Here is a 20509-nt window from a genome sequence, read left to right on the forward strand (position 1 = left end):
CGGGGGGGCGTTCCCGTTGGCATGCATGCGTAGTAGAGATGGCCCTGGGCATAACGATGTCATGGCGCGAGCCCGGGAAATGCCGTTCGGGGGCATTGCGGCGTATCATACGTGGCTTGGAAAACAAACAGACGCATCAGCCATGTCCCATAACGAATTCCAGGCCGCACGAGCAGGCCGCCTCGTGCAACTGCGCGCCGCCATGGCGCGCCACGGCATCGACGCCTTTATCGTCCCGTCGAGCGATCCACATCTGTCGGAATACCTGCCCGGCTACTGGAAGGGCCGCGAATGGCTGTCCGGTTTCACCGGCTCGGTCGGCACCTTCATCGCCACCGCCGACTTCGCCGGCGTCTGGACCGACGGCCGCTATTTCACGCAGGCCGAGACCGAACTGGCCGGCTCCGGGATCGCGCTGATGAAGATCCCGGGCGCCGCGAGCCAGCTGCACGTCGATTGGCTGGCCGCCAACCTGGGCGCGGGCCAGACCGCCGCCGTCGATGCGCGCGTGCTGGGCCTGGCCGGCGCGCGCCTGCTGGGCGACGCCCTGAAGGCCAAAGGCATCAAGCTGCGTACCGATATCGACCTGCTCGACGAGGTCTGGAGCGAGCGCCCATCGCTGCCGCTCGATCCCGTATTCGAACACCTGGCGCCATACGCGACCGTCAGCCGCGCCGACAAGCTGCACGCCACGCGCGCCGCGATGGAAGCGCATGGCGCCGGCTTCCATTTCATCTCGACCCTGGATGACATCGCCTACCTGTTCAACCTGCGCGGCGCCGACGTGAGCTTCAACCCGGTGTTCCTGGCGCATGCGCTGATCGGCCGCGGCGATGCGACCCTGTTTGTCCTCGAAGGCAAAGTGCCTCAGGATGTGCGCGCCCGCCTCGAAGCCGACGACGTCCACCTGGCGCCGTACGCCAACGCCGTGCATGCCTTGGCGTCGCTGCCGGAAGGCGCGACATTGCTGCTCGATCCGCGCCGCGTCACCGCCGGCATGCGCGCCGCGGTGGCGCCGGGCGTCAACGTGGTCGAGGCGATCAACCCGACCACCTTCGCCAAGTCGCGCAAGCTCGACAGCGAGGCGGTCAACGTGCGCGCCGCGATGGAGCAGGACGGCGCCGCGCTGTGCGAATTCTTCGCCGCGCTCGAGCCGCTGCTGGCGGACACGAACCGCGCGCCGGAGTGCCGGACCACACTGAACGAAGTCGACATCGACACCCGTATCACCGCCGCCCGTGCGCGCCGTCCAAACTTCGTCAGCGCCAGCTTCTCGACCATCGCCGGCTTCAACAGCAATGGCGCGATCATGCACTACCGCGCCGACAGCGCGAGCTGCGCGGTCATCGAGGGCGACGGCCTGCTGCTGATCGACTCGGGCGGCCAGTACCTGGGCGGCACCACCGACATCACGCGCGTGGTCCCGGTCGGCACCCCGAGCGCCGCGCAGATGCGCGACTACACGCTGGTGCTGAAGGGCCTGATCAACCTGTCGGCCACGCGCTTCCCGCGCGGCACCCGCGCGCCGATGCTGGACGCGATCGCGCGTGCCCCGATCTGGGCCGCCGGCATCGACTACGGCCACGGCACCGGCCACGGCGTCGGCTACTTCCTGAACGTGCACGAAGGACCGCAGACGATTTCGCCAGCGGTGCCGCCGGAGCCGCACACCGCGATGGAGGCGGGCATGATCACCTCGATCGAGCCGGGCATCTATCGTCCGGGACGCTGGGGCATCCGTATCGAGAACCTGGTGCTGAACGAGCACGTCGAGACGTCCGAGTTCGGCGACTACCTCGGTTTCGAGACCTTGACCCTGTGCCCGATCGATACGCGCTGCCTCGATAGATCGCTGCTGCGTGCGGACGAAATCGCGTGGCTGAACGACTACCATGCGACCGTGCGCACGCGCCTGACGCCATACGTCGAGGGTCCGGCATTCGAATGGCTGATGCTGCGCACGGAGGCGATCTGATGGCCAGCTCACGCTCCACCCGCGCCAGCACCGCCGTCGAGCGCCTCAAGCAGCGCACCGGGAACAACCTGTACTCGATGGCGCGCACCGGCGACGGCCATTTCTACCTGTCCGAAGCGCCCGGCAGCCCGCCGCTGTGTCCACCGATGGAGCTCGACGACTTCGTCGCTTTCGTCAAGGGCCTGGGCCCGCAGGAGCAGCCGCGCATCAGCAAGAACGACCTGGCTTTTGAAAAACAGCTGGTCAAGAAGAAGCCTTGAGTCTCTACGCATAAGCGCATGACGGAATACAACCTGATCGCGGCCTATTGGTCGAAGAACGAGCTGTTCACCAATGGCCTGATCCTGTTGCACCTGGTCGGGGCCTTGCTGCTTGGCCTCCTGGTCGGCTACGAGCGCGCCTATCATGGCCGCGCGGCCGGCATGCGCACCTATGGCCTGGTGTGCATGGCCTCGGCGGCGCTGACCATCCTGGCCGGCTATCCGGACTTCTGGTACGGCGGCCACTCGGGCATCCTGGCGCCGATCGATCCGACCCGCATCATCCAGGGCGTGGTCACCGGCATCGGCTTCCTCGGCGCCGGCGTGATCATGCGCGACGGCTTCAATATCAGCGGCCTGACCACGGCCGCGTCGATCTGGGCCTCGTCGGCGATCGGCATCCTGATCGGCGTCGGCTTCTATCTCGCCGCGATGGGACTGGCCTTCCTGTCGGCGATGATCATGATCTACCTGAACCGCCTGGAGACCTTCCTGCCGTCGCGCCATGCGGTGGCGGTGCGCATGCGCTTCAAGCCTGAATTCATGCCGCGCGAGGACGCGATCCGCAAGGTGGCGCTGGAGCGCGGCTACGAGATCGCCGGCAGCTCGCTGACCATCAGCAGCGACGAAGGCCGCCAGGAATGGCGCTTCGTGGCACTGGCGTTGTCGCGCAAGACCGGCGCGCCGCTGTCGGAGCTGGCGCGCGAGCTGGCCGCCTTCGATGGCGTCGATTCCTTCCAGCTATCGCACGCGCGTAACTGATTCTTCGCACACGCAAGACCAAGAACAATTCCAGACAGGGTTTTCCAATGGACGCACAAGAAGTTCTCGATTTCTGGTTCCTGCCATCTTCAGAGGCAGGCCACGGCAGGCAGCGCGCCGAATGGTTTCGCAAGGACGACGGGTTCGACGCCGTCATCCGTGAGCGCTTCGGCGCGGCGATCGACCACGCGATCGCTGGCGGCCTGCGTGAATGGGACGCGCAGGGACCGCGCGGCGTGCTGGCGCGCATCCTGGTGCTCGACCAGTTCACACGCAATGCGTATCGCGACACGCCCGAATCCTTCGCCGGCGACGCCCTGGCGCTGAGCGCCGCGCGCCAGCTGGTGGAGTCCGGCGCGCACCTGGCGTTGAGCCCCTGGGAGCGCTCTTTTGCCTACATGCCGTTCGAACACGCGGAAGACGCGCGCATGCAAGAGCAAGCGGTCGAACTGTTCACCGGGCTGGCCGCCGCGCACGAAGGTTTTGGTGCATCGCTCGACTACGCGCACCGCCACCGCGGCGTGATCGCGCGCTTCGGCCGCTTCCCGCACCGTAACCCGATCCTGGGCCGCGCATCGACGCCGGAAGAACTCGACTACCTGGCCCAACCGGGTTCGGGGTTCTGAAGTGGCGTCGACCCTGAACCTGGTCGGCGCCGGCCATGTCGGCAAGGTACTGGGCCGGCTGCTGTCGGACAGCGGCGCGGTCGTGGTGCAGGACGTGATGACCCGGTCCCCGGCAAGCGCGCGGGCGGCGGTCGATTTCATCGGGGCGGGCAAAGCCTGCGCGGACATCGCGGCACTGCGCGCCGCCGATATCTGGCTGCTGGCCGTGAACGACGACCAGATCGCGCCGACGGCTGCGGCACTGGCACAGGCGCAGCGCACCAGGCTGCGCGATGCGGTCGTGTTCCACTGCAGCGGCGCCAAGGCATCGAACGAATTGCAGGCCCTGGCAGAGCAGGGCGCGCTCGTCGCCAGCGCGCACCCGATCCGCAGCTTCGCCGATCCCGACGCCGTCGCGCGCGACTTTGGCGGCACCTTTTGCGGGATCGAAGGCGACGCGGCGGCGCTGGCGCTGTTGACCCCCGCCTTCGAGGCGATCGGCGCACGCCTGGTGCCGATCGACGCCGCGGCCAAGACGGTCTATCACGCGGCGGCGGTGTTTGCCTCGAACTACCTGACCACGGTCCTGGATGCCGCCTTGCGCGCTTACCAGGCGGCTGGCGTGCCGGAGACGATCGCGCGCGAGCTGGCGCGTCCGCTGGCCAGCGAGACCATGGCCAATGTGTTCCGCCTCGGTCCTGCCGCGGCCCTGAGTGGGCCGGTGGCGCGCGGCGACCATGCGACCGTGGCGCGCCAGCAGCAGGCCTTGCTCGACTGGGACGAGGCGACCGGGACGCTGTACGAGGCGCTCATACCCTTGACGGCCGACCTGGCGCGGCGCAAGCGCGCCGGAGGCTGAGCGTCCGGCCCTTGATTTGCCAATAACAAGGAAAACATGATGTTCTTCACCGCTTGGGCCACGCTGGCTATTCTCGGCGTCTATTTCTGGACCTGGGGTGTCGCCGGCTATGCCCGCGTGCGCTACAAGGTGCCGGCGCCATCGATGGAAGGCCCGGAGGCGTTCCAGCGCGCCCACCGCGTCCAGATGAACACGCTGGAAATGCTGCCACTGGTGCTGGTGCCCTTGTGGCTGTGCGCCACCTTCCTGGGCGATGTGTGGGCGGCGGCAGGCGGCTTGCTGTGGTGCCTGGGCCGTATCCTGTATGCGCTGGGCTATTACCGTGATCCAGCCAAGCGCGAAGCCGGCTTTATTGTGGGCATGCTCGCTTGCGCCGCGTTAGTCGTTGCCACAGTTGTTGGTTTATTGATGCGCTAACGGCAAGAATCCAGACATCGATCGACAAAGTTCCCATATGGAAATATGCTTGAGCACTGACCAACTAACAAGCATTGCGCGTCCTGTCCTCTAGGTCACCGGCGCGCCAGGAGAACAGATATGTTGTTTCTGAAGAGCACGAGTGCCACCAGGGCGCCAGGAATCTATGAGGTCGATATCGCTGCCAAGCCGCCAGGCAAGACTTTTGGCGTATTCCTGGCCACCGATCCGGAAAATCCTCCACACACCGTGCTTGCCGGCCTTGCCGAACTGGGTTTCCACAACGTCCACCAGCAAAACTACGTGCACCGCGACAAGGGCAAGGTGCTCGACCTGCACTTCCAGAAGGACGGCACCGATATGTTCAAGGGCTGGAAGGCCGAAGAGTGCAGCGCCAACCTGGCCGCCATCGATTCCCTGTTCGGCAATGTCGGCATCACGGTGGCGCCGCGCGTGATGAGCCTGGCCGAAGCCTACGCCTGATTTCTACGCCATCACTTCCAGGTGATACAGGGCCCAAGGGCAAGCACCAAAACGCTGCGCTACCGGGAGCGCCGCCATCTCCGGCACCCGGTCGGCGTCGTACACGGCCCATAGCGGGCCCAGGCCGCCCAGTGCCATCGGCCTGCCATCCAAGTGGGTGGCAACGATAAATTTCCAAGTTTTTAACTGCTGCATCTCGAGCACGGCGGCATAGCCGTCGACCCCCCGCATCAGAACCTTGGCCGTATCGCGCGGCCTGGCGCCGGCCTGGGCCAGTACATCGGCCAGCAAGGGTCCGCGCAAGGTATGCGGCTTGCCATCGTATTCCAGCGTCGGACGGATGGTGCGTGCCGGCAGGGCGGCCAGGGCCGCGAAATCCAGGGCATGGGCCCGGTCGAATGCCAGCTTGTGCTTGGCCATCATCTGGTCGAGGGCCGGGTCGAGGGCGCCGCGGTTGTGGCGCGTGATCGCGCCGGTGATGGTCAGCAGGGTCGGTCCGGCGGCGCGCCCCGCGGTCGGGCCCGTGGCCTGTGGCGCGGGACGGCTGGCAAATGCCGGCGCTGCGCCCGTGATGACGGCGGCGCCGAGGAAATGGCGTTTGTCCATGCGAGAATGCCTGTGGTGGAAGATTCACCATCATAGCCTTGAATATTGCCCATGGATTTGTTTGCTGCCGACTCCGTGTTGAGTCCGATTCCGTTCGAAGACGGATACCTTGCCTGGATGCCCCAGTTGCCGCTGCGCTGGACCAATGCCGAGGTCATGGCGCGCCTGCTCGCCGAGACTGCCTGGCGCGAGGAGACCGTGGTGGTCCATGGCAAACGCCACCTGCAGCCACGCCTGAGCGCCTGGCATGGCGACGCCGCATATACCTATTCCGGCCTGCGGCTCGATCCCTTGCCTTTTACACCCCTGCTCGATACTCTACGCGGCGCGGTCGAAGCGGCGACCGGGCATGTCTTCAATAGCGTCCTGCTGAATTACTACCGCAATGAGCGCGACAGCATGGGCATGCATAGCGACGACGAACCGGAATTAGGGCCACAACCGGCCATTGCATCGCTCAGTTTTGGCGCGGCCCGTACCTTTATCCTTAGGCATAAATACAACAAAAAGACTGTTCGTTTGGAATTGACAGATGGCAGCCTGCTACTGATGTGCGGTGAAACACAGAAATATTGGTTGCATGGCGTTAATAAGATAACGCGCATATTACAACCGCGGGTCAATCTAACTTTCAGGAAAATCGTTTAAGTTGACGGCAACCTCGTCGATCCATACAGAAATATTAATAACCGGCTGGTCAGTAAGTTACACTTTCTTACAGTTCTTACGGAAACGCGACGGACTTGACGTTTCGACAGTGCTATCTTGGTCACATCGCGATTCGTTGGGAATCGCGAGCCAGATGAACAAGAAGAGGAATTGAGATGAAAAAGCTGATCGTTGCACTGCTCGCTACCACCGCCGCTGTTTCGGCAGCCCAGGCACAAGAATTCACCCCACGCGCCTATGTCGGCGCCGGTGCGGTGGCTACCGATTATGAAGCCCGTGTGCCAGGTGCGACCAGCGCCGACATCGATACCATCAAGGCATCGGCCAAGCTGTTCGGCGGCTATGAGTTCACCCCGAACTGGGCGGTCGAAGTCGGCCACACCGACTTCCGCAGCGCCGACATCTATTACACCCTGGGTCCAGTGAACGCCAGCGGTGTCGTCGATGGCCGTTCGACCTATGTCGCTGCCAAGTTCAGCTCGCCGCTGACCGAAAAGCTGGTCGGTTATGCCAAGCTGGGCGTGTCGCATGACGTGAACGAATTGTCGGCGGTCAATGCATCGCTGAACCGTCGCGACAGCGACAACAACGCCTATGGCGCCCTGGGTGTGCAGTACAACATCAACCAGGACGTGGCCGTGATCGCCGAATACGAACGCTTCGGTGGCACCCGTGACTTCGGCGTGCGTCCGAACGCACTGACCATCGGCGCGAAATATTCGTTCTAAGTAAGCACGTGGCGCCGTAGCGCCAAAAAACTAATGCCGTTCAGTTTGCACTGAGCGGCATTTTTTTTTGGCCGGCCATACTGACCGCTGCTGGCTAGCATATCGGTCCCTGAAGGGCTCTTCCAGCAGAGGCCTGTCAATTATGTCCGCCAGCTACGATACCAGTCGCGATAGCGGGTTAAACCAGATTCGAGCGATGTCGATGGCTCAAAGCCAACCCATTCCTTCAACAGCGTCGTATCTGCATGCGTCGCAGGTACATCCCCGGCTTGCATCGGCTGAAAGTCCAGCAAGGCATTGACACCCAACACACGTTCGAGTGTGCGGATGAAATCGATGACCACTACCGGCTGGTTATTACCTATGTTGAATACCGCGTGACGCGCCTTACCCCTCTCTGGTTGTGGTTTGAATAGCAAGCGCACGACACCCTCGACAATGTCATCGATATAGGTGAAATCGCGCGTCAGCTTTCCCTCCGCAAAGACGGGAATCGACTCACCACGCATCATCTTCTCAGTAAAACTGAAATAAGCCATATCGGGTCTTCCCCACGGTCCATACACCGTAAAGAAACGCAGGCCAGTAGCCGGGAAACCGTAAAGATGGCTGTAGGAGTGCGCCATCAATTCATTGGATTTCTTGGTGGCGGCGTACAGCGACACCGGCTCGTCTACTTGGTCCGATTCGCTGAACGGTACTTTGGCATTGTTTCCGTACACACTGCTACTGCTGGCATACAGCAAATGCGCGATCTGATGCTGACGACAGGCTTCCAGGATATTGCCGAAGCCGACAAGATTCGATTGTATATAGGCAGTGGGATTCTGTAGCGAATAGCGCACACCAGCTTGCGCCGCCAGGTGGACCACCAGGTCAGGACGAACGCGTTCGAACAGCGCGTTCAGTGCCGTACCATCAGCGATATCAACGCGCTCGCATTCGACACCGGCAGGCGTCAGCAGCGATGCAACGCGGTCGTTCTTCAACTGTGGATCATAGTAGTCGTTGAAATTATCGCAACCGGTCACGCGATGTCCCATCGCCGCGAGGCGTGCGGCCACGAAGCTGCCGACGAAGCCGGCGGCACCCGTGACCAGGATGCATTTACCACTCACAGTGACCTCGCCTGTACCACGCGACCGATTCCCTCGTACACCAGGCCAGCATCAGCCACGATCTTGGGATCATAGATGTTGCGCCCGTCAAATACCGCACGTCGAGCCAGCGATTGCGCCAGGAACTGCCAGTCCGGAGAGCGGAATTCCTTCCATTCGGTGACAAGTACCAGTACATCGGCCCCACGTACCGCGTCTTCGGCCGAGTCCGCAATAGTCAACAATTCGGCGCAGGTCGATGCACCGTGTTCGGCCTTCAGTACGCGCAAGCCTTCGGCCCCAGCAACAGGATCGTAAGCCACGACGCGACAACCGGCTGCGAAGAGCGAACGAATCAGTATCAGGCTGGGAGCCTCACGCATATCGTCTGTATCGGGCTTGAATGACAAGCCCCATAAGGCTACGGTGCGCCCTTGCAGGTTGGCTTCGCCATCGAAAAAGCGGGATATCTTTTGATACAGAACATTTTTCTGCAACTCATTAACACGTTCAGTTGCTTCCAGAATATGCAACTGCTGATTCCTGTCGCCGGCCGTCTTGATCAATGCCTTGACATCTTTCGGGAAGCATGAACCACCGTAACCCATGCCCGCATACAAGAAGTGTGGGCCGATGCGCGGATCCAGACCAATACCCTGGCGGACTGCTTCGATATCGGCGCCGAGCACTTCGGCCAGGTTGGCCAGTTCGTTCATGAAACTGATGCGGGTGGCCAGCATGGCATTGGCGGCATATTTGGTCAGTTCGGCCGAGCGAACGTCCATGACGACCAGTTTTTCGTGGTTGCGGCTGAACGGCGCATACAGCTGGCGCATGAGCGCGGTCGCGTCGGACGCATCGCTGCCCACGATGATCCTGTCGGGCCGCATGAAGTCGCCAATCGCGGCACCTTCCTTCAAGAACTCTGGATTGCTGACTACGCTAAATGGAACTTGGACGCCACGCTTGTCGATTTCGTCCTGAACTGCTTGACGTACAAGCTCACCAGTGCCTACTGGCACGGTGGACTTGTCGACGATGACCATTGGTTTCACGATACGCCGGCCGAGTTGACGTGCAGCATCGAGGATATGCCGCAAATCGGCGCTGCCATCCTCATCTGGCGGAGTTCCTACTGCAAGGAAGACCACGTCGGCATGGGCCACGGCATCGTCATAACTAGTCGAAAAATGCAGCCGCTTGGCAGCGACGTTGCTCGCGACCATGGTGTCGAGTCCGGGCTCATGAATAGGAATCTGCCCGTCCTTGAGCATCTGGATCTTGGCAGCATTGATGTCGAGGCAGAGGACGTTATTGCCGACATCGGCGAAACATGCACCAGAAACTAAACCTACGTAACCGGTTCCGATAACTGAAATTTTCATGAGAAATATGGATGAGTTGAGACGCGCAGTCGTAGGAAGCAAGCACCGTCAGGCTGCATATTGAAGCAGAGCTGAATGGCTAGCGCTGATCGCGGCAACATTGAACGAAATAGGTGATGCTTGGAAATTATTATATTGTAAATCGCGCAAGAATCCGCTTGGATTCGATTGACTACTATCAAAAAATTAACAAAATTTCTTGCTTCTTAGCACCGTACCTGGTTTACAGGGCGCTGTCAGAATTGAGCGTCAGTGCATTGTTACGCGATTTCACTATCCACGGTGGGACGATGAGGGGTTGGGGTGAGTCGTATCCGGCCGAAATGAAACGGTGCAGCGACGACCATGGCCAGTCGCGCGCTTCGAGGCAATGGCCGTGACGTACGGGGTCGGTATGGACATAGTCGACCAGCGCCGCATAATCATCATCCGGGCCCACGCGGTAGTGACGGTAATGGCGTTCCCAGACCACGCCGTCGTCCATCTCGGGCCGGCCGGTCTTGCGCAAGGCCTTGGAAAAGGCGATCTTGACTGCGCGCCAGCGGCTCGAGCAGTCGTGGTCGCCGGGAGGCAGTGTCCAGATCGCGTGGGCATGGTCGGGCAGCACCGCCCACGCATCGACGTGAAAAGGACGGCGTGTACGCGCCATCCGCATGGCTTCGCCGAATGCGGAAATATGTTCTGTCAGCAGAGTGCTGCCGCGATCGAGCAGGCGCACCGTGAAAAAGAACGTCCCGCCAGGGACGCGGTTATAGCGGTAATCGAGCATGGTCTGGCCAGCACCGCGCGCACGAGGCGGCTACGGTCGACGAGCTTCCGAGAGTCTGATCGGCTAGAGTTTTACACAATTTACACTGCTACCCCGTTCCGTTTCCGCTAATAAAAAAGCCTGCCAATGGCAGGCTTCTAACGGAAACAGGCGATTACATCCTGTCCATGAACACGATCAGGTGGTCAGCGGCTTGTAGCGGATACGCTTCGGCTTGGCGCCTTCTTCACCCAGGCGTTTCTTTTTGTCGGCTTCATATTCCTGGTAGTTACCATCGAAGAAGGTGACTTGCGAATCGCCTTCGAAGGCGAGGATATGGGTGGCGATGCGGTCCAGGAACCAGCGATCGTGGGAGATCACCATCACGCTGCCGGCGAACTCGAGCAGTGCATCTTCGAGTGCACGCAGGGTTTCGACGTCGAGGTCGTTCGACGGCTCATCCAGCAGCAGGACGTTGCCGCCTTGCAGCAGGGTCTTGGCCAAGTGCAGGCGGCCGCGTTCACCGCCCGACAGGTTGCCCACGACCTTTTGTTGGTCGGAACCTTTGAAGTTGAAGCGGCCCAGGTAGGCGCGCGACGGCATTTCGAAGCGGCCGACGCTGAGCATGTCGGCGCCGCCAGAGACGTCTTCGAACACGGTCTTGGCATTGGCCAGTTCGTCGCGACTCTGGTCGACCAGCGACACCTTGGCGGTCTTGCCGATCGCGACTTCGCCGCTATCCGGCTGCTCTTTGCCGGCGATCATCTTGAACAGGGTCGACTTACCGGCGCCGTTGGGACCGATGATGCCGACGATGGCGCCAGGCGGCACCGTAAACGACAGGTTGTCGATCAGCAGGCGGTCACCGAAGGCTTTCGAGACGTTCTTGAATTCGATGACTTCATTGCCCAGGCGCTCGGCCACGGGAATGAAGATCTCTTGCGTCTCGTTGCGCTTCTGGTATTCGAACTCGGACAGCTCGTTGAAGCGGGCCAGACGGGCTTTCGACTTGGCCTGGCGCGCCTTTGGATTCTGGCGCGACCATTCGAGTTCTTTTTGCAGCGCCTTCTGGCGCGCCGATTCGGTCGATTCTTCCTGCTTCAGGCGGGCTTGTTTCTGGTCCAGCCACGACGAGTAATTGCCTTTCCATGGGATGCCATGGCCGCGGTCCAGTTCCAGGATCCATTCGGCGGCGTTGTCGAGGAAGTAGCGATCGTGGGTGATGCCGACCACGGTGCCCGGGAAGCGCAGCAGGAATTGCTCCAGCCACTCGACCGATTCGGCGTCCAGGTGGTTGGTGGGTTCGTCGAGCAGCAGCATGTCGGGTTTCGACAGCAGCAGCTTGCACAGTGCCACGCGGCGTTTCTCGCCGCCCGACAGCACGCCGATCTTCGCGTCCCATGGCGGCAGGCGCAGCGCGTCGGCGGCCATTTCGAGTTGCAGGTTCAGGTTGCCGCCGTCGGAGGACGAGATGATCGCTTCCAGGCGTTCCTGTTCCTTGGCCAGCGCATCGAAGTCGGCGTCTTCGTCGGCATAGGCGGCGTACACGGCTTCGAGTTTGGCCTGCGCCTCGAAGGCTTCGCCCAGGCCGGATTCCACTTCCTGGCGCACGGTTTTTTCTGGATCCAGCTGTGGTTCCTGCGGCAGGTAGCCGATGTTCAGGCCCGGCATCGGACGCGCTTCGCCCTGGATGTCGGTGTCGATGCCTGCCATGATCTTGAGCAGGGTCGACTTGCCCGAGCCGTTCAGGCCCAGCACGCCGATCTTGGCGCCCGGGAAGAAGGACAGCGAGATGTCCTTGAGAATTTGACGTTTCGGCGGGACGATCTTGCCCACGCGGTTCATCGTATAGACGTAATTGGCCATGCTTTGACTCTGGTGTTGTTTAAGGTGCACAGGATACGACAGAACCCCGGCCAGACACAGGATTTCTTGGCCGGCGCCGATGAAATCCTGTGCCGCGCTGTGCGCGATCAGGTTTTGGCGGAAGCCGCCGGCGCGCGGCGTAGCAAGCCTTCGCCGGCAAACAGCACCAGCGCGCTCCAGATCAGCGCGAAGCCAACCAGGCGATCGGCGGCAAACGCTTCCTTGAACAGCCAGATGCCGAGCAGGAATTGCATGGTCGGCGACAGGTATTGCAGCAATCCGAGGATCGACAGCGGAATCTTGCGCGCGCCGCTGGCGAACAGCAGCAGCGGGATCGCGGTGAGCGGACCGGCCATCACCAGCAGCACGCGCGTGGTGTCGGAATCGGTATTGATGAACACGTTCTGGCCCTGCAGGGTCAGCCAGATGACATAGGCGGCCGCCAGCGGGAACAGCACGATGGTCTCGAACGACAATCCCTCGAGCGCGCCCAGCGCCGCGGTCTTGCGCAGCAGGCCGTAGCCGCCGAACGAGAAGGCCAGGAACAGGGCGATCCACGGCACCGTGCCGGTCTGCCAGGTGAGCCAGGCCACGCCGAGCGCGGCAATCGCGATCGCCACCCACTGGACGGTGCGCAGGCGTTCCTTCAAGATCAGGTAGCCCAGCATGATGTTGACCAGCGGATTGATGAAATAGCCGAGGCTCGCGTCGATCACGTGGTGATTGGTGACCGACCAGATATAGACCAGCCAGTTGGCGCTGAGCAGCAGCGCCGACAGCACGAAGCTGAAGAACACCCGCGGCTGGCGCACGACGTTCAACCACTTCCACTGGCGCCGCAACAGCAGCACGATCAACAGGAAGCCAAGCGACCACAGCATGCGGTGCGCCAGGATCTGCAACGGCGGTACATCACCCAGGGCGTGGAAATAGATGGGGAACAGCCCCCAGCAGAGAAAGGCCAGGGCCGCGTAGATGATGCCGGAACGCATGGGGAATGGGATTGGATTGCAGGGATGACATTATCCCCGAAACCGTACACAGCTGCTGGAGAGGCCTGTATTTGCACCGGTGTATGATGCACCACGAAATGTTCTTGCTTTTTCCCAGCCACTATTCTATGGTGCGCCGCACCAATACAAAAGCGACGGTGTAATCTTGACATCAGATAGCAAGAAAAGCAGCCTGGCGGCACTCACCCTGGCTGCGGTCGGCATTGTCTATGGCGACATTGGCACCAGCCCTTTGTACACGCTACGCGCGGTGTTCGACGACACCCATGGCTTGCCCCTGAATACCCCCAATATCCTGGGCGTCATTTCGCTGATCTTCTGGGCGTTGACAGTCATCGTTTCGCTCAAGTACGTGACCCTCGTGCTGCGCGCGCACAACCGCGGCGAGGGCGGCATCATGGCGCTGATGGCGTTGGCCACCAACTCGGTGCCGCGCCACTCGCGCTGGGGCTTCCCGCTGCTGGCCCTTGGCGTCATCGGCGCTACCATGTTCTATGGCGACAGCGTGATCACGCCGGCGATCTCGGTGCTGGGCGCGATCGAGGGCCTGGAAGTGGCGGCGCCCGGCATGTCGCACTACGTGGTGCCGCTGGCGGTGGTGGTGCTGGTGCTGCTTTACAGCGTGCAGCGTCATGGCACGGCCGGCATCGGCCGCTTCTTCGGCCCGGTAATGCTGGTGTGGTTCCTGGCCCTGGCTGCGATGGGCATCGTCAATATCGCCGAATCGCCCGAGATCCTCGACGCGCTCAATCCCTGGCATGCGGCGCACTTTATGCTCGACAATAAACTGCTGGCCTTCATCGCGCTGGGCGCGGTGGTGCTGGCGATCACCGGCGCTGAAGCGCTGTATGCCGACATGGGCCATTTCGGCGCCAAGCCGATACGCATGGCCTGGTTCCTGATCGCCTATCCGGCGCTGACCCTGAACTACCTGGGCCAGGGCGGCCTGCTGATTGCCGACCCTGGCGCGGTGGAGAACCCGTTCTACCACCAGCTCGGCAGCTGGAGCGTGATCCCGCTGGTGATCCTGTCGACCATGGCGGCGGTGATCGCTTCGCAGGCGACCATCTCGGGCACCTATTCGATGACCAAGCAGGCGATCGCGCTCGGCCTGCTGCCGCGCATGCGCATCATGCACACCTCGGAAAGCGAGATCGGGCAGATCTATATTCCGGCCGTCAACTGGCTGCAACTGGCGGTGGTGCTGATCGCCGTGGTCGGTTTCGGCTCGTCGGACAACCTGGCCGGCGCCTACGGCATCGCGGTCACCGCGACCATGATGATGACCACCGTGCTGACCTTCTTTGTCACCCGCTACCGCTGGCGCCTGCCGCTGTGGGTGTGCTTGGGCGCGACCGGCTTCTTCCTGGTGATCGACGTCCTGCTGTTCTCGGCCACCAGCACCAAGTTGTTCCACGGCGGCTGGTTCCCGCTGCTGATGGGCGGCGTGCTGCTGACCCTGATGCTGACCTGGAAGCGCGGCCGCGCTCTGGTGTTCGAGAACCTGCAAAAACATGCGATCCCGCTGGAAGCGTTCATGGAATCGCTGTTCGTGGCGCCGCCGACGCGCGTGCCCGGCACCGCCATTTTCCTGCGTGGCGAAAGCGACGGCGTGCCGCACGCCATGCTGCACAACCTGTCGCACAACAAGGTGCTGCACGAGCGGGTCGTGTTCCTGACCGTGCACATGCGCGAGGAGCCATGGGTGCCATTCGACGAACAGATCGACATCGTCAATCTGGGCCACAACTGCTACCAGCTCAACATTCACTATGGCTTCAAGGACGAGGCCGATATCCCGGATGTTCTCGACCGCTGCGGTGCGCTTGGCCTGTCCTTCGAGATGATGGAAACCTCGTTCTTCATTGCGCGCCAGACCGTGATCTCGGCTCCCGGCGGCGGCATGGCCCCGTGGCGCGAGCACCTGTACGTGGCAATGTCGCGCAATGCGCGCAGCGCGGCCGACTATTACCAGATCCGCAGCAACCGGGTAATCGAACTGGGAACGCAGATCGAAATCTGAGGCGAGGACCGGAACGCCTGGGCCTTCCCCGGCAATGTTGTGCAAAACCGTCAGCTCCGCCGATATCCCTCATTGCTAAACTACAATTATTAGACAAATCACGGACAGTTTCATGTAACTGATTCGCTAAGGTACGAAGTTTCTCTATGCGAACTTTGTTTGCCTTTCCAGTCAAGGACCTACCATGAAGCTGAAGTTCCCCCTGATCGCCGCCTTTGCCGCCATGCTCGCCCTGACCGCCTGCGGCGGTGGCGGCAGCGATGACGATAACAAGCCCGTTGTCAGCAGCCCTGCCACGTTGACCTTCAAGGACGATACGGTCGGCACCGGCGCCGAAGCGGTCAAGGGCAAGCGTGTCACCACCCAATACACGCTGTGGCTATACAACGACAAGGCCGCCGACTTCAAGGGCACCCGCATGGAGTCGGGCAACCTGACCCCGTTCGTCGTCGGCGGCGGCGGCGTGATTCCGGGCTTCGACCAGGGCGTCACCGGCATGAAGGTCGGCGGCAAGCGCACCGTCCTGATCCCGTCCGGTCTCGGCTACGGCCCATCGGGCTGGGGTCCGATTCCGGGGAACTCGGGCCTGGTGTTCGAGATCGTCCTGACCAAGGTCGAGTAAGCCGGCGCCTGGCGCCACGATCGACGAACCGGGGCCTGGGCCCCGGTTTTTTTTCGCGCGCACGGCTGACCTGACGCACGAGCCGTCGGGCGGCGGCGGGCGATGCTCGGGGCTTTCATGTCGAGCCAATCATGCGATCTTTATTCTTGGTCATTGTCCTCTTGGTGCCGGCCTGGCCGCGTGCCGCGCCGCTCGGGCCGGCACCGGCTACGGCTACGGCTACGGCGCCGTCAGCCTGTATCGCCGTTATGCCCGCCCCGGCCGACAAACCGCCCGCCTGGCTGCTGCTGGCGGCGGCGGCGATGTTGGTGGGCGCTGGCCGGTTGGCTGCATCTTGACGGCGCGCCCTGCGTTGGCGGGCCGGTCGCCATGGTGCCGCAATGCGCAGCAGGTATGTTCGCCCGAGCAGCGCCATGCTGCGCGCGCCAGCTCATGGAAGATGCCCGATGAGCATTCTGCTCGTAGAGGACGAAACCGAATTCGCCGCTATGGTCCTTGGCGTGCCCGAAGACGAAATTCGTCGTCGATCATGTCGACAATCTGGCGCTGGCACTGGCGCTGGCGCGGGAAGCGCCGCCCGCATGTCTACGACCTGGTCCTGCTCGGTCGGACCCTGCCAGCCGCGCTTGATAAGCGATGAGTCCATGATCCTGCAATCCCGGACTGTTCTACTGTCTCCAGGGCGATGCCGTCGCCTCCGGCCGCGAAGGGCGTACACGCAATCCTGACAGGAGAATGAATATGAGCCGACCTGCTATCGCTGCGATGCGCCGGCCCGCCATGGCGCTGGCGCTGGCGACCATGCTCGGTGTCGGCCTGGGTGCATGCACCTCGCCGGGACCGCGGCGCCAGGCGAATCTGTACCAGGACAACACGACCTGCGGCGACTTTGGCGCACGCCAGGGTGCGCGCGACTACACCGGCTGCATGCTCGCGCAGCAAAACCGGCGCGACAACGAGAAGCTCGATGCGCTCGAGCGCCAGCGCATCTCGACCCGGAACAGCAAGGACAGCTTCGAGATGGGGCGCAAGATCGAGTGCGGCCGCGAAGCGAAAAAAGACCGCGAGGCCGGTCGCCGGCCGCGCGACTGCCACTTCGAACGATCAGCGCAGCATGTCGATGTGCATGATCCCGTCTTCGTCATAAGGCTCCGAGACAGTCTGGAAACCGAAGCTGCCGTAGAAGCGTTCCAGGTATTGCTGGGCGCCGATGCGGATGCGGTGGCCCGGATACAGCGCCTCGGCCTGGCGGATGCCTTCGTCGATCAGCGCGCGGCCGGCGCCGGTGCCGCGCGCGGCCGGGGTCGTGATCACGCGGCCGATCGACATCTCGTCGTACTTGGCGCCCGGCGCCAGCACGCGCAGGTAGGCAGCCAGGCTACGCTGGCCGTCGACCGTGCGCCAGCCCAGCAGGTGGTGGGCTTCGAGGTCGTGGCCGTCGATGTCGGGATACAGGCAGGTCTGCTCGAGGATGAAGACGTTCTGGCGCTGGGCCAATACTTCGTAGAGGTCGAACGGGGTCAGGTCGGCGAAGCGCGAGAATTGCCAGTCGATGAGGCTTGGGGTGGTCATGGGTGCGAAACGGTGGTGGTTGAATGTGAAGCGCAGGTCCGGATCATATCGCGGCGGTCTCGAAACCTTCCAGTACGTTGACGGTATGGATGCCGGGTTCGGGCCCGGCGTTGCCGCCTTCGAACATGAAGGCCGTCGGCAGGCCCAGGTGGGCGATGCGTTCGCCGATGCGCAGGAAGTCGCCGCCCTGCAGTCCGAAGCGCGGGTCGGGACCTTGCGCGACGGTGTCGACGCCGAGCGAGACCACCAGCGCCTGCGGCCGCGCCATCGCGATCTTGAGACAGGCCGTTTCCAGCGCCGCGAACCAGGCGCCGCTGCCGCAACCGGGCGCCAGCGGGATGTTCATGGTATAGCCGGCGCCGGCGCCGCTCCCGGTCTCGTCGGCGTGGCCCAGGTAGAACGGATACGCCAGGCGCGGGTCGGCGTGGATCGAGACGAACAGCACATCGTTGCGGTGGTAGAAAATGCCCTGGGTGCCGTTGCCGTGATGGTAGTCGATATCGAGGATGGCGACCCGTTCCAGGCCGTCGTCCAGCAAGTGCTGGGCCGCCAGCGCGGCGTTGTTCAAGAAGCAGGACCCGCCAAAGAAATCCGCACCCGCGTGGTGGCCGGGCGGGCGGGTGAGTGCAAAGGTGCCGCGCTCGCCGCGTCGCAGGGCGTGGGCCGCGTTGACCGCGCAGTCGGCGCCGGTCTTGGCCGCGACCCAGGTGCCGCTGGTGAGCGGCGTGCCGGCGTCCATCGAATACAGGCCGAGGCGGGCGCAGAAATCATCGGGTTCGACATCGGCGCGCAGGGTGCGCACGGGCCACACGGTTGGTACGGCGTCCTTGCCGGCATTGCGCGCATCGAGACCGATCCACTCGCGCCAGGCCTGGCGCAGGAAATGCAGGTAGCGCGGGCTGTGCACGCGCTCGAGCGTCATGAGCGGCACGCCGTGCGGCGTCACGATGGCGCCCAGGCCGCGCCGCTCGCACTCCTTGAGCACGACGGCGGCGCGCTCGGGTTGGTCGGAACACGGCGCCGGCGCGCTGCGATCGAGCCCGATGCGGCCGTCATGCTGGGCATGGTGTTCGTTGTAAAACGTCAGCAAGTGGTCCTCGCGGCTGCCGGTTCGGTAGGGTTGCCGCGCGCCTGGGCGGACGGGCTACGTCAGTTGTTCGAGCATAGCTTACTGCTGTTGTAGGCCGCAACAAAGGCGTCGAAGCTGCCAGTATCCGTCGCTTCGATGCTCGCCTGCTCGGCCTGCGAACTGGCGGCCATCTCGTCGAACAGCGCTTCCTCGGCCGGCATCAGGGGGCTGTCGCGGAACGTGGCCGCATGCAGGCGGCTCTGCTGCAGGCCGAAGGCTGCCGCCGAGCCGAGCGCGCGCACTTCTTCCAGCACCCGCGCCGATGGCGTGAGTGACGGATCCTCGATCTTCGCCTTCTGCTTGCCGAGCGAAGCCTGGTGCACGTCGCCTTCGTTGTGCTGGTCGTCGAGCAGCTGCGCCACCGGGCGGATGCGTTCGATGAGTTCCAGCGCCCATTCCTTCAGCGGCACCTCGATGCCGTCGCGGGTCAGGGTCAGGTCCGGACGGCGGCCTTCCTTCACCGTGCGCGCGAAGTTACGCGCGTGCAGCTGGCTGTCGTGGGCGCTGATCAAGGGGCTTTCTTCGAGCGCGCAGAACAGCAGGAAGGCGTCCAGGAAGCGGCCGGTGTCGAGGGCGATGCCGACCGGTTCGAATGGATCGACGTCGAGGCAACGCACCTCGATATATTGCACGCCGCGGTTGCACAGGGCCTGTACGGGCCGCTCGCCGGTGCGGATCACGCGCTTGGGACGGATGGTCGAGTAGTACTCGTTCTCGATTTGCAGCACATTGGTCGACAACTGGATCCATTCGCCGTCCTTCTGCGTGCCCAGCTTCGCATACGGCTCATAGGGACGGTTCACCGCATCCATCAGGCTCGTCACATAGCTTTCCAGGCTGTTCTCGTGCGGGCGCAGGCCGGACTGGGCGTCGTTCTGGTAGCCCAGGTCGCTCATGCGCAGGCTGGTCGCGTACGGCAGGTACAGGGTGTCGCTCGATAAGGTGTCGAGATTGTGCTCGCGGCCGCGCAGGAAGCTGGTGGTGAGCGCCGGAGTTGCGCCGAACAGATACATCAGCAGCCAGGAATAGCGACGGAAGTTGCGGATCATCGCGATATAGCTTTCGGACTGGAAGTCGCGCAGCGCGTGGCGGCGTTCCTCGGTGATCCCTTCGTCTTGCGCGAACAGCTGCCACAGCTGCTCGGGCAGCGAATAATTGTAGTGGATGCCGGCGATGCATTGCATCGCCTTGCCATAGCGCAGGGCCAGGCCGCGGCGGTACACGTGTTTCAGCATGCCGATGTTCGAGGTGCCATACCAGGCGATTTCGATCTGTTCCTCGGGCGGCAATTCGCCCGGCATCGACACGCCCCACAGCATCTCGTCGCCCAGCTTGGCGTAGGCGTAGCGGTGGATCGCATCGAGGCGGTGCAGCGCCAGCGCAATATCGTGCTCGGCCGGGGTGATGAACTCGAGCAGCGCCTCGGCGTAGTCGGTGGTGATGTGCGGGTGCGTCAGGGCCGAACCGAGAGCCGGGGAATGCGGGGTGCGCGCCAGCTGGCCCGCCGCGTCGACGCGCAGGGTTTCGCGCTCGATGCCGCGCAGGCCCTGGCCAAGCAGGGCGCGGTGGTCGTCGTCGTCGAGCAGTGCCAGGCGGCGGTTGAATTGGTTCGACACAGTGTTTCCTTTCTTATACTGCCATTTCCGTTGGAGCAGAGATTAACCGAAAAATGGACTGCGCGTTCGGGCGT

20 protein-coding genes are annotated in these 20509 nt (G+C 62.9%); 11 read left to right on the top strand and 9 right to left on the bottom strand.

All coding sequences use genetic code 11. The features are described from left to right. Positions 1–142 precede the first annotated feature (142 nt). From AC56KW_RS11975 to AC56KW_RS12005, 7 genes are all read left to right on the top strand, one after another. Positions 143–1975, top strand: coding sequence for an aminopeptidase P family protein (locus tag AC56KW_RS11975; protein WP_497170953.1), 1833 nt, complete (start codon positions 143–145; stop codon positions 1973–1975). Beyond that, a complete protein-coding gene (locus AC56KW_RS11980) occupies positions 1975–2235 on the top strand; it encodes a hypothetical protein (protein ID WP_109345677.1) in 261 nt (86 codons plus the stop codon). Before AC56KW_RS11975 ends, AC56KW_RS11980 begins: the two co-directional genes overlap by 1 nt. Positions 2236–2253: 18 nt before the next feature. Next, positions 2254–2997 carry an MgtC/SapB family protein gene (locus tag AC56KW_RS11985; RefSeq protein WP_497170954.1) on the top strand — a complete coding sequence of 248 codons (744 nt, stop codon included), beginning with the start codon at positions 2254–2256 and terminating at the stop codon, positions 2995–2997. A gap of 47 nt (positions 2998–3044) precedes the next feature. Then, entirely contained in the window at positions 3045–3623 is a 579-nt protein-coding gene (locus tag AC56KW_RS11990) for a DUF924 family protein (RefSeq protein WP_497170955.1), read from the top strand. Position 3624: 1 nt separating this feature from the next. Continuing rightward, the gene (locus AC56KW_RS11995; RefSeq protein WP_497170956.1) at positions 3625–4461 is read left to right on the top strand and encodes a Rossmann-like and DUF2520 domain-containing protein; all 837 of its coding nucleotides are present in this window, start codon (positions 3625–3627) and stop codon (positions 4459–4461) included. 36 nt (positions 4462–4497) lie between these two features. After that, positions 4498–4878, top strand: a complete 381-nt coding sequence (locus tag AC56KW_RS12000) for an MAPEG family protein (protein ID WP_497170957.1) — start codon at positions 4498–4500, stop codon at positions 4876–4878. Positions 4879–4998: 120 nt separating this feature from the next. Beyond that, positions 4999–5361 carry a hypothetical protein gene (locus AC56KW_RS12005; protein WP_497170958.1) on the top strand — a complete coding sequence of 121 codons (363 nt, stop codon included), beginning with the start codon at positions 4999–5001 and terminating at the stop codon, positions 5359–5361. A gap of 3 nt (positions 5362–5364) precedes the next feature. On the opposite strand, the gene AC56KW_RS12010 is transcribed toward AC56KW_RS12005, so the two are convergent. Further along, the gene (locus tag AC56KW_RS12010; RefSeq protein ID WP_497170959.1) at positions 5365–5967 is read right to left on the bottom strand and encodes a putative pterin-binding protein; all 603 of its coding nucleotides are present in this window, start codon (positions 5965–5967) and stop codon (positions 5365–5367) included. 51 nt (positions 5968–6018) lie between these two features. On the opposite strand from AC56KW_RS12010, the gene AC56KW_RS12015 reads away from it, so the two are divergent. After that, positions 6019–6615 carry an alpha-ketoglutarate-dependent dioxygenase AlkB family protein gene (locus AC56KW_RS12015; RefSeq protein WP_497170960.1) on the top strand — a complete coding sequence of 199 codons (597 nt, stop codon included), beginning with the start codon at positions 6019–6021 and terminating at the stop codon, positions 6613–6615. Between the two features lie 176 nt (positions 6616–6791). Continuing rightward, entirely contained in the window at positions 6792–7364 is a 573-nt protein-coding gene (locus AC56KW_RS12020) for a porin family protein (RefSeq protein WP_497170961.1), read from the top strand. 140 nt (positions 7365–7504) lie between these two features. Here the strand turns inward: AC56KW_RS12020 and AC56KW_RS12025 are convergent, their stop codons facing one another. From AC56KW_RS12025 to rarD, 5 genes are all read right to left on the bottom strand, one after another. Beyond that, positions 7505–8482 carry an NAD-dependent epimerase/dehydratase family protein gene (locus tag AC56KW_RS12025; protein ID WP_497170962.1) on the bottom strand — a complete coding sequence of 326 codons (978 nt, stop codon included), beginning with the start codon at positions 8480–8482 and terminating at the stop codon, positions 7505–7507. Continuing rightward, positions 8479–9846 (bottom strand): UDP-glucose dehydrogenase family protein, encoded by a 1368-nt coding sequence (locus AC56KW_RS12030; RefSeq protein WP_497170963.1) that lies wholly within the window; start codon positions 9844–9846, stop codon positions 8479–8481. The genes AC56KW_RS12025 and AC56KW_RS12030 overlap by 4 nt, the downstream gene beginning before the upstream one ends. Before the next feature lie 223 nt (positions 9847–10069). Further along, positions 10070–10615 (bottom strand): REP-associated tyrosine transposase, encoded by a 546-nt coding sequence (locus AC56KW_RS12035; RefSeq protein ID WP_497170964.1) that lies wholly within the window; start codon positions 10613–10615, stop codon positions 10070–10072. Positions 10616–10792: 177 nt separating this feature from the next. Continuing rightward, the gene (ettA, locus tag AC56KW_RS12040) at positions 10793–12460 is read right to left on the bottom strand and encodes an energy-dependent translational throttle protein EttA (RefSeq protein ID WP_497170965.1); all 1668 of its coding nucleotides are present in this window, start codon (positions 12458–12460) and stop codon (positions 10793–10795) included. A 107-nt stretch (positions 12461–12567) separates the two neighbouring features. Next, positions 12568–13452, bottom strand: coding sequence for an EamA family transporter RarD (gene rarD, locus AC56KW_RS12045; protein WP_497170966.1), 885 nt, complete (start codon positions 13450–13452; stop codon positions 12568–12570). A gap of 166 nt (positions 13453–13618) precedes the next feature. On the opposite strand from rarD, the gene AC56KW_RS12050 reads away from it, so the two are divergent. Together AC56KW_RS12050 and AC56KW_RS12055 are read left to right on the top strand one after the other, a co-directional pair. Beyond that, the gene (locus tag AC56KW_RS12050; protein WP_497170967.1) at positions 13619–15496 is read left to right on the top strand and encodes a potassium transporter Kup; all 1878 of its coding nucleotides are present in this window, start codon (positions 13619–13621) and stop codon (positions 15494–15496) included. 184 nt (positions 15497–15680) lie between these two features. Further along, on the top strand, positions 15681–16118 hold the full coding sequence (locus AC56KW_RS12055; protein WP_497170968.1) for an FKBP-type peptidyl-prolyl cis-trans isomerase: 438 nt from the start codon (positions 15681–15683) through the stop codon (positions 16116–16118). Positions 16119–17222: 1104 nt separating this feature from the next. On the opposite strand, the gene AC56KW_RS12060 is transcribed toward AC56KW_RS12055, so the two are convergent. From AC56KW_RS12060 to gshA, 3 genes are read right to left on the bottom strand one after another with little or no spacing between them, the layout of a single operon-like run. Continuing rightward, positions 17223–17690, bottom strand: coding sequence for a GNAT family N-acetyltransferase (locus tag AC56KW_RS12060; RefSeq protein WP_497170969.1), 468 nt, complete (start codon positions 17688–17690; stop codon positions 17223–17225). Positions 17691–17733: 43 nt separating this feature from the next. Continuing rightward, positions 17734–18780 (bottom strand): histone deacetylase family protein, encoded by a 1047-nt coding sequence (locus tag AC56KW_RS12065; RefSeq protein WP_497170970.1) that lies wholly within the window; start codon positions 18778–18780, stop codon positions 17734–17736. A 59-nt stretch (positions 18781–18839) separates the two neighbouring features. Next, a complete protein-coding gene (gene gshA / locus AC56KW_RS12070; RefSeq protein ID WP_497170971.1) occupies positions 18840–20435 on the bottom strand; it encodes a glutamate--cysteine ligase in 1596 nt (531 codons plus the stop codon). Between the last annotated feature and the right edge of the window lie 74 nt (positions 20436–20509).

The organism is Telluria sp. RT2P19 (assembly GCF_059685725.1).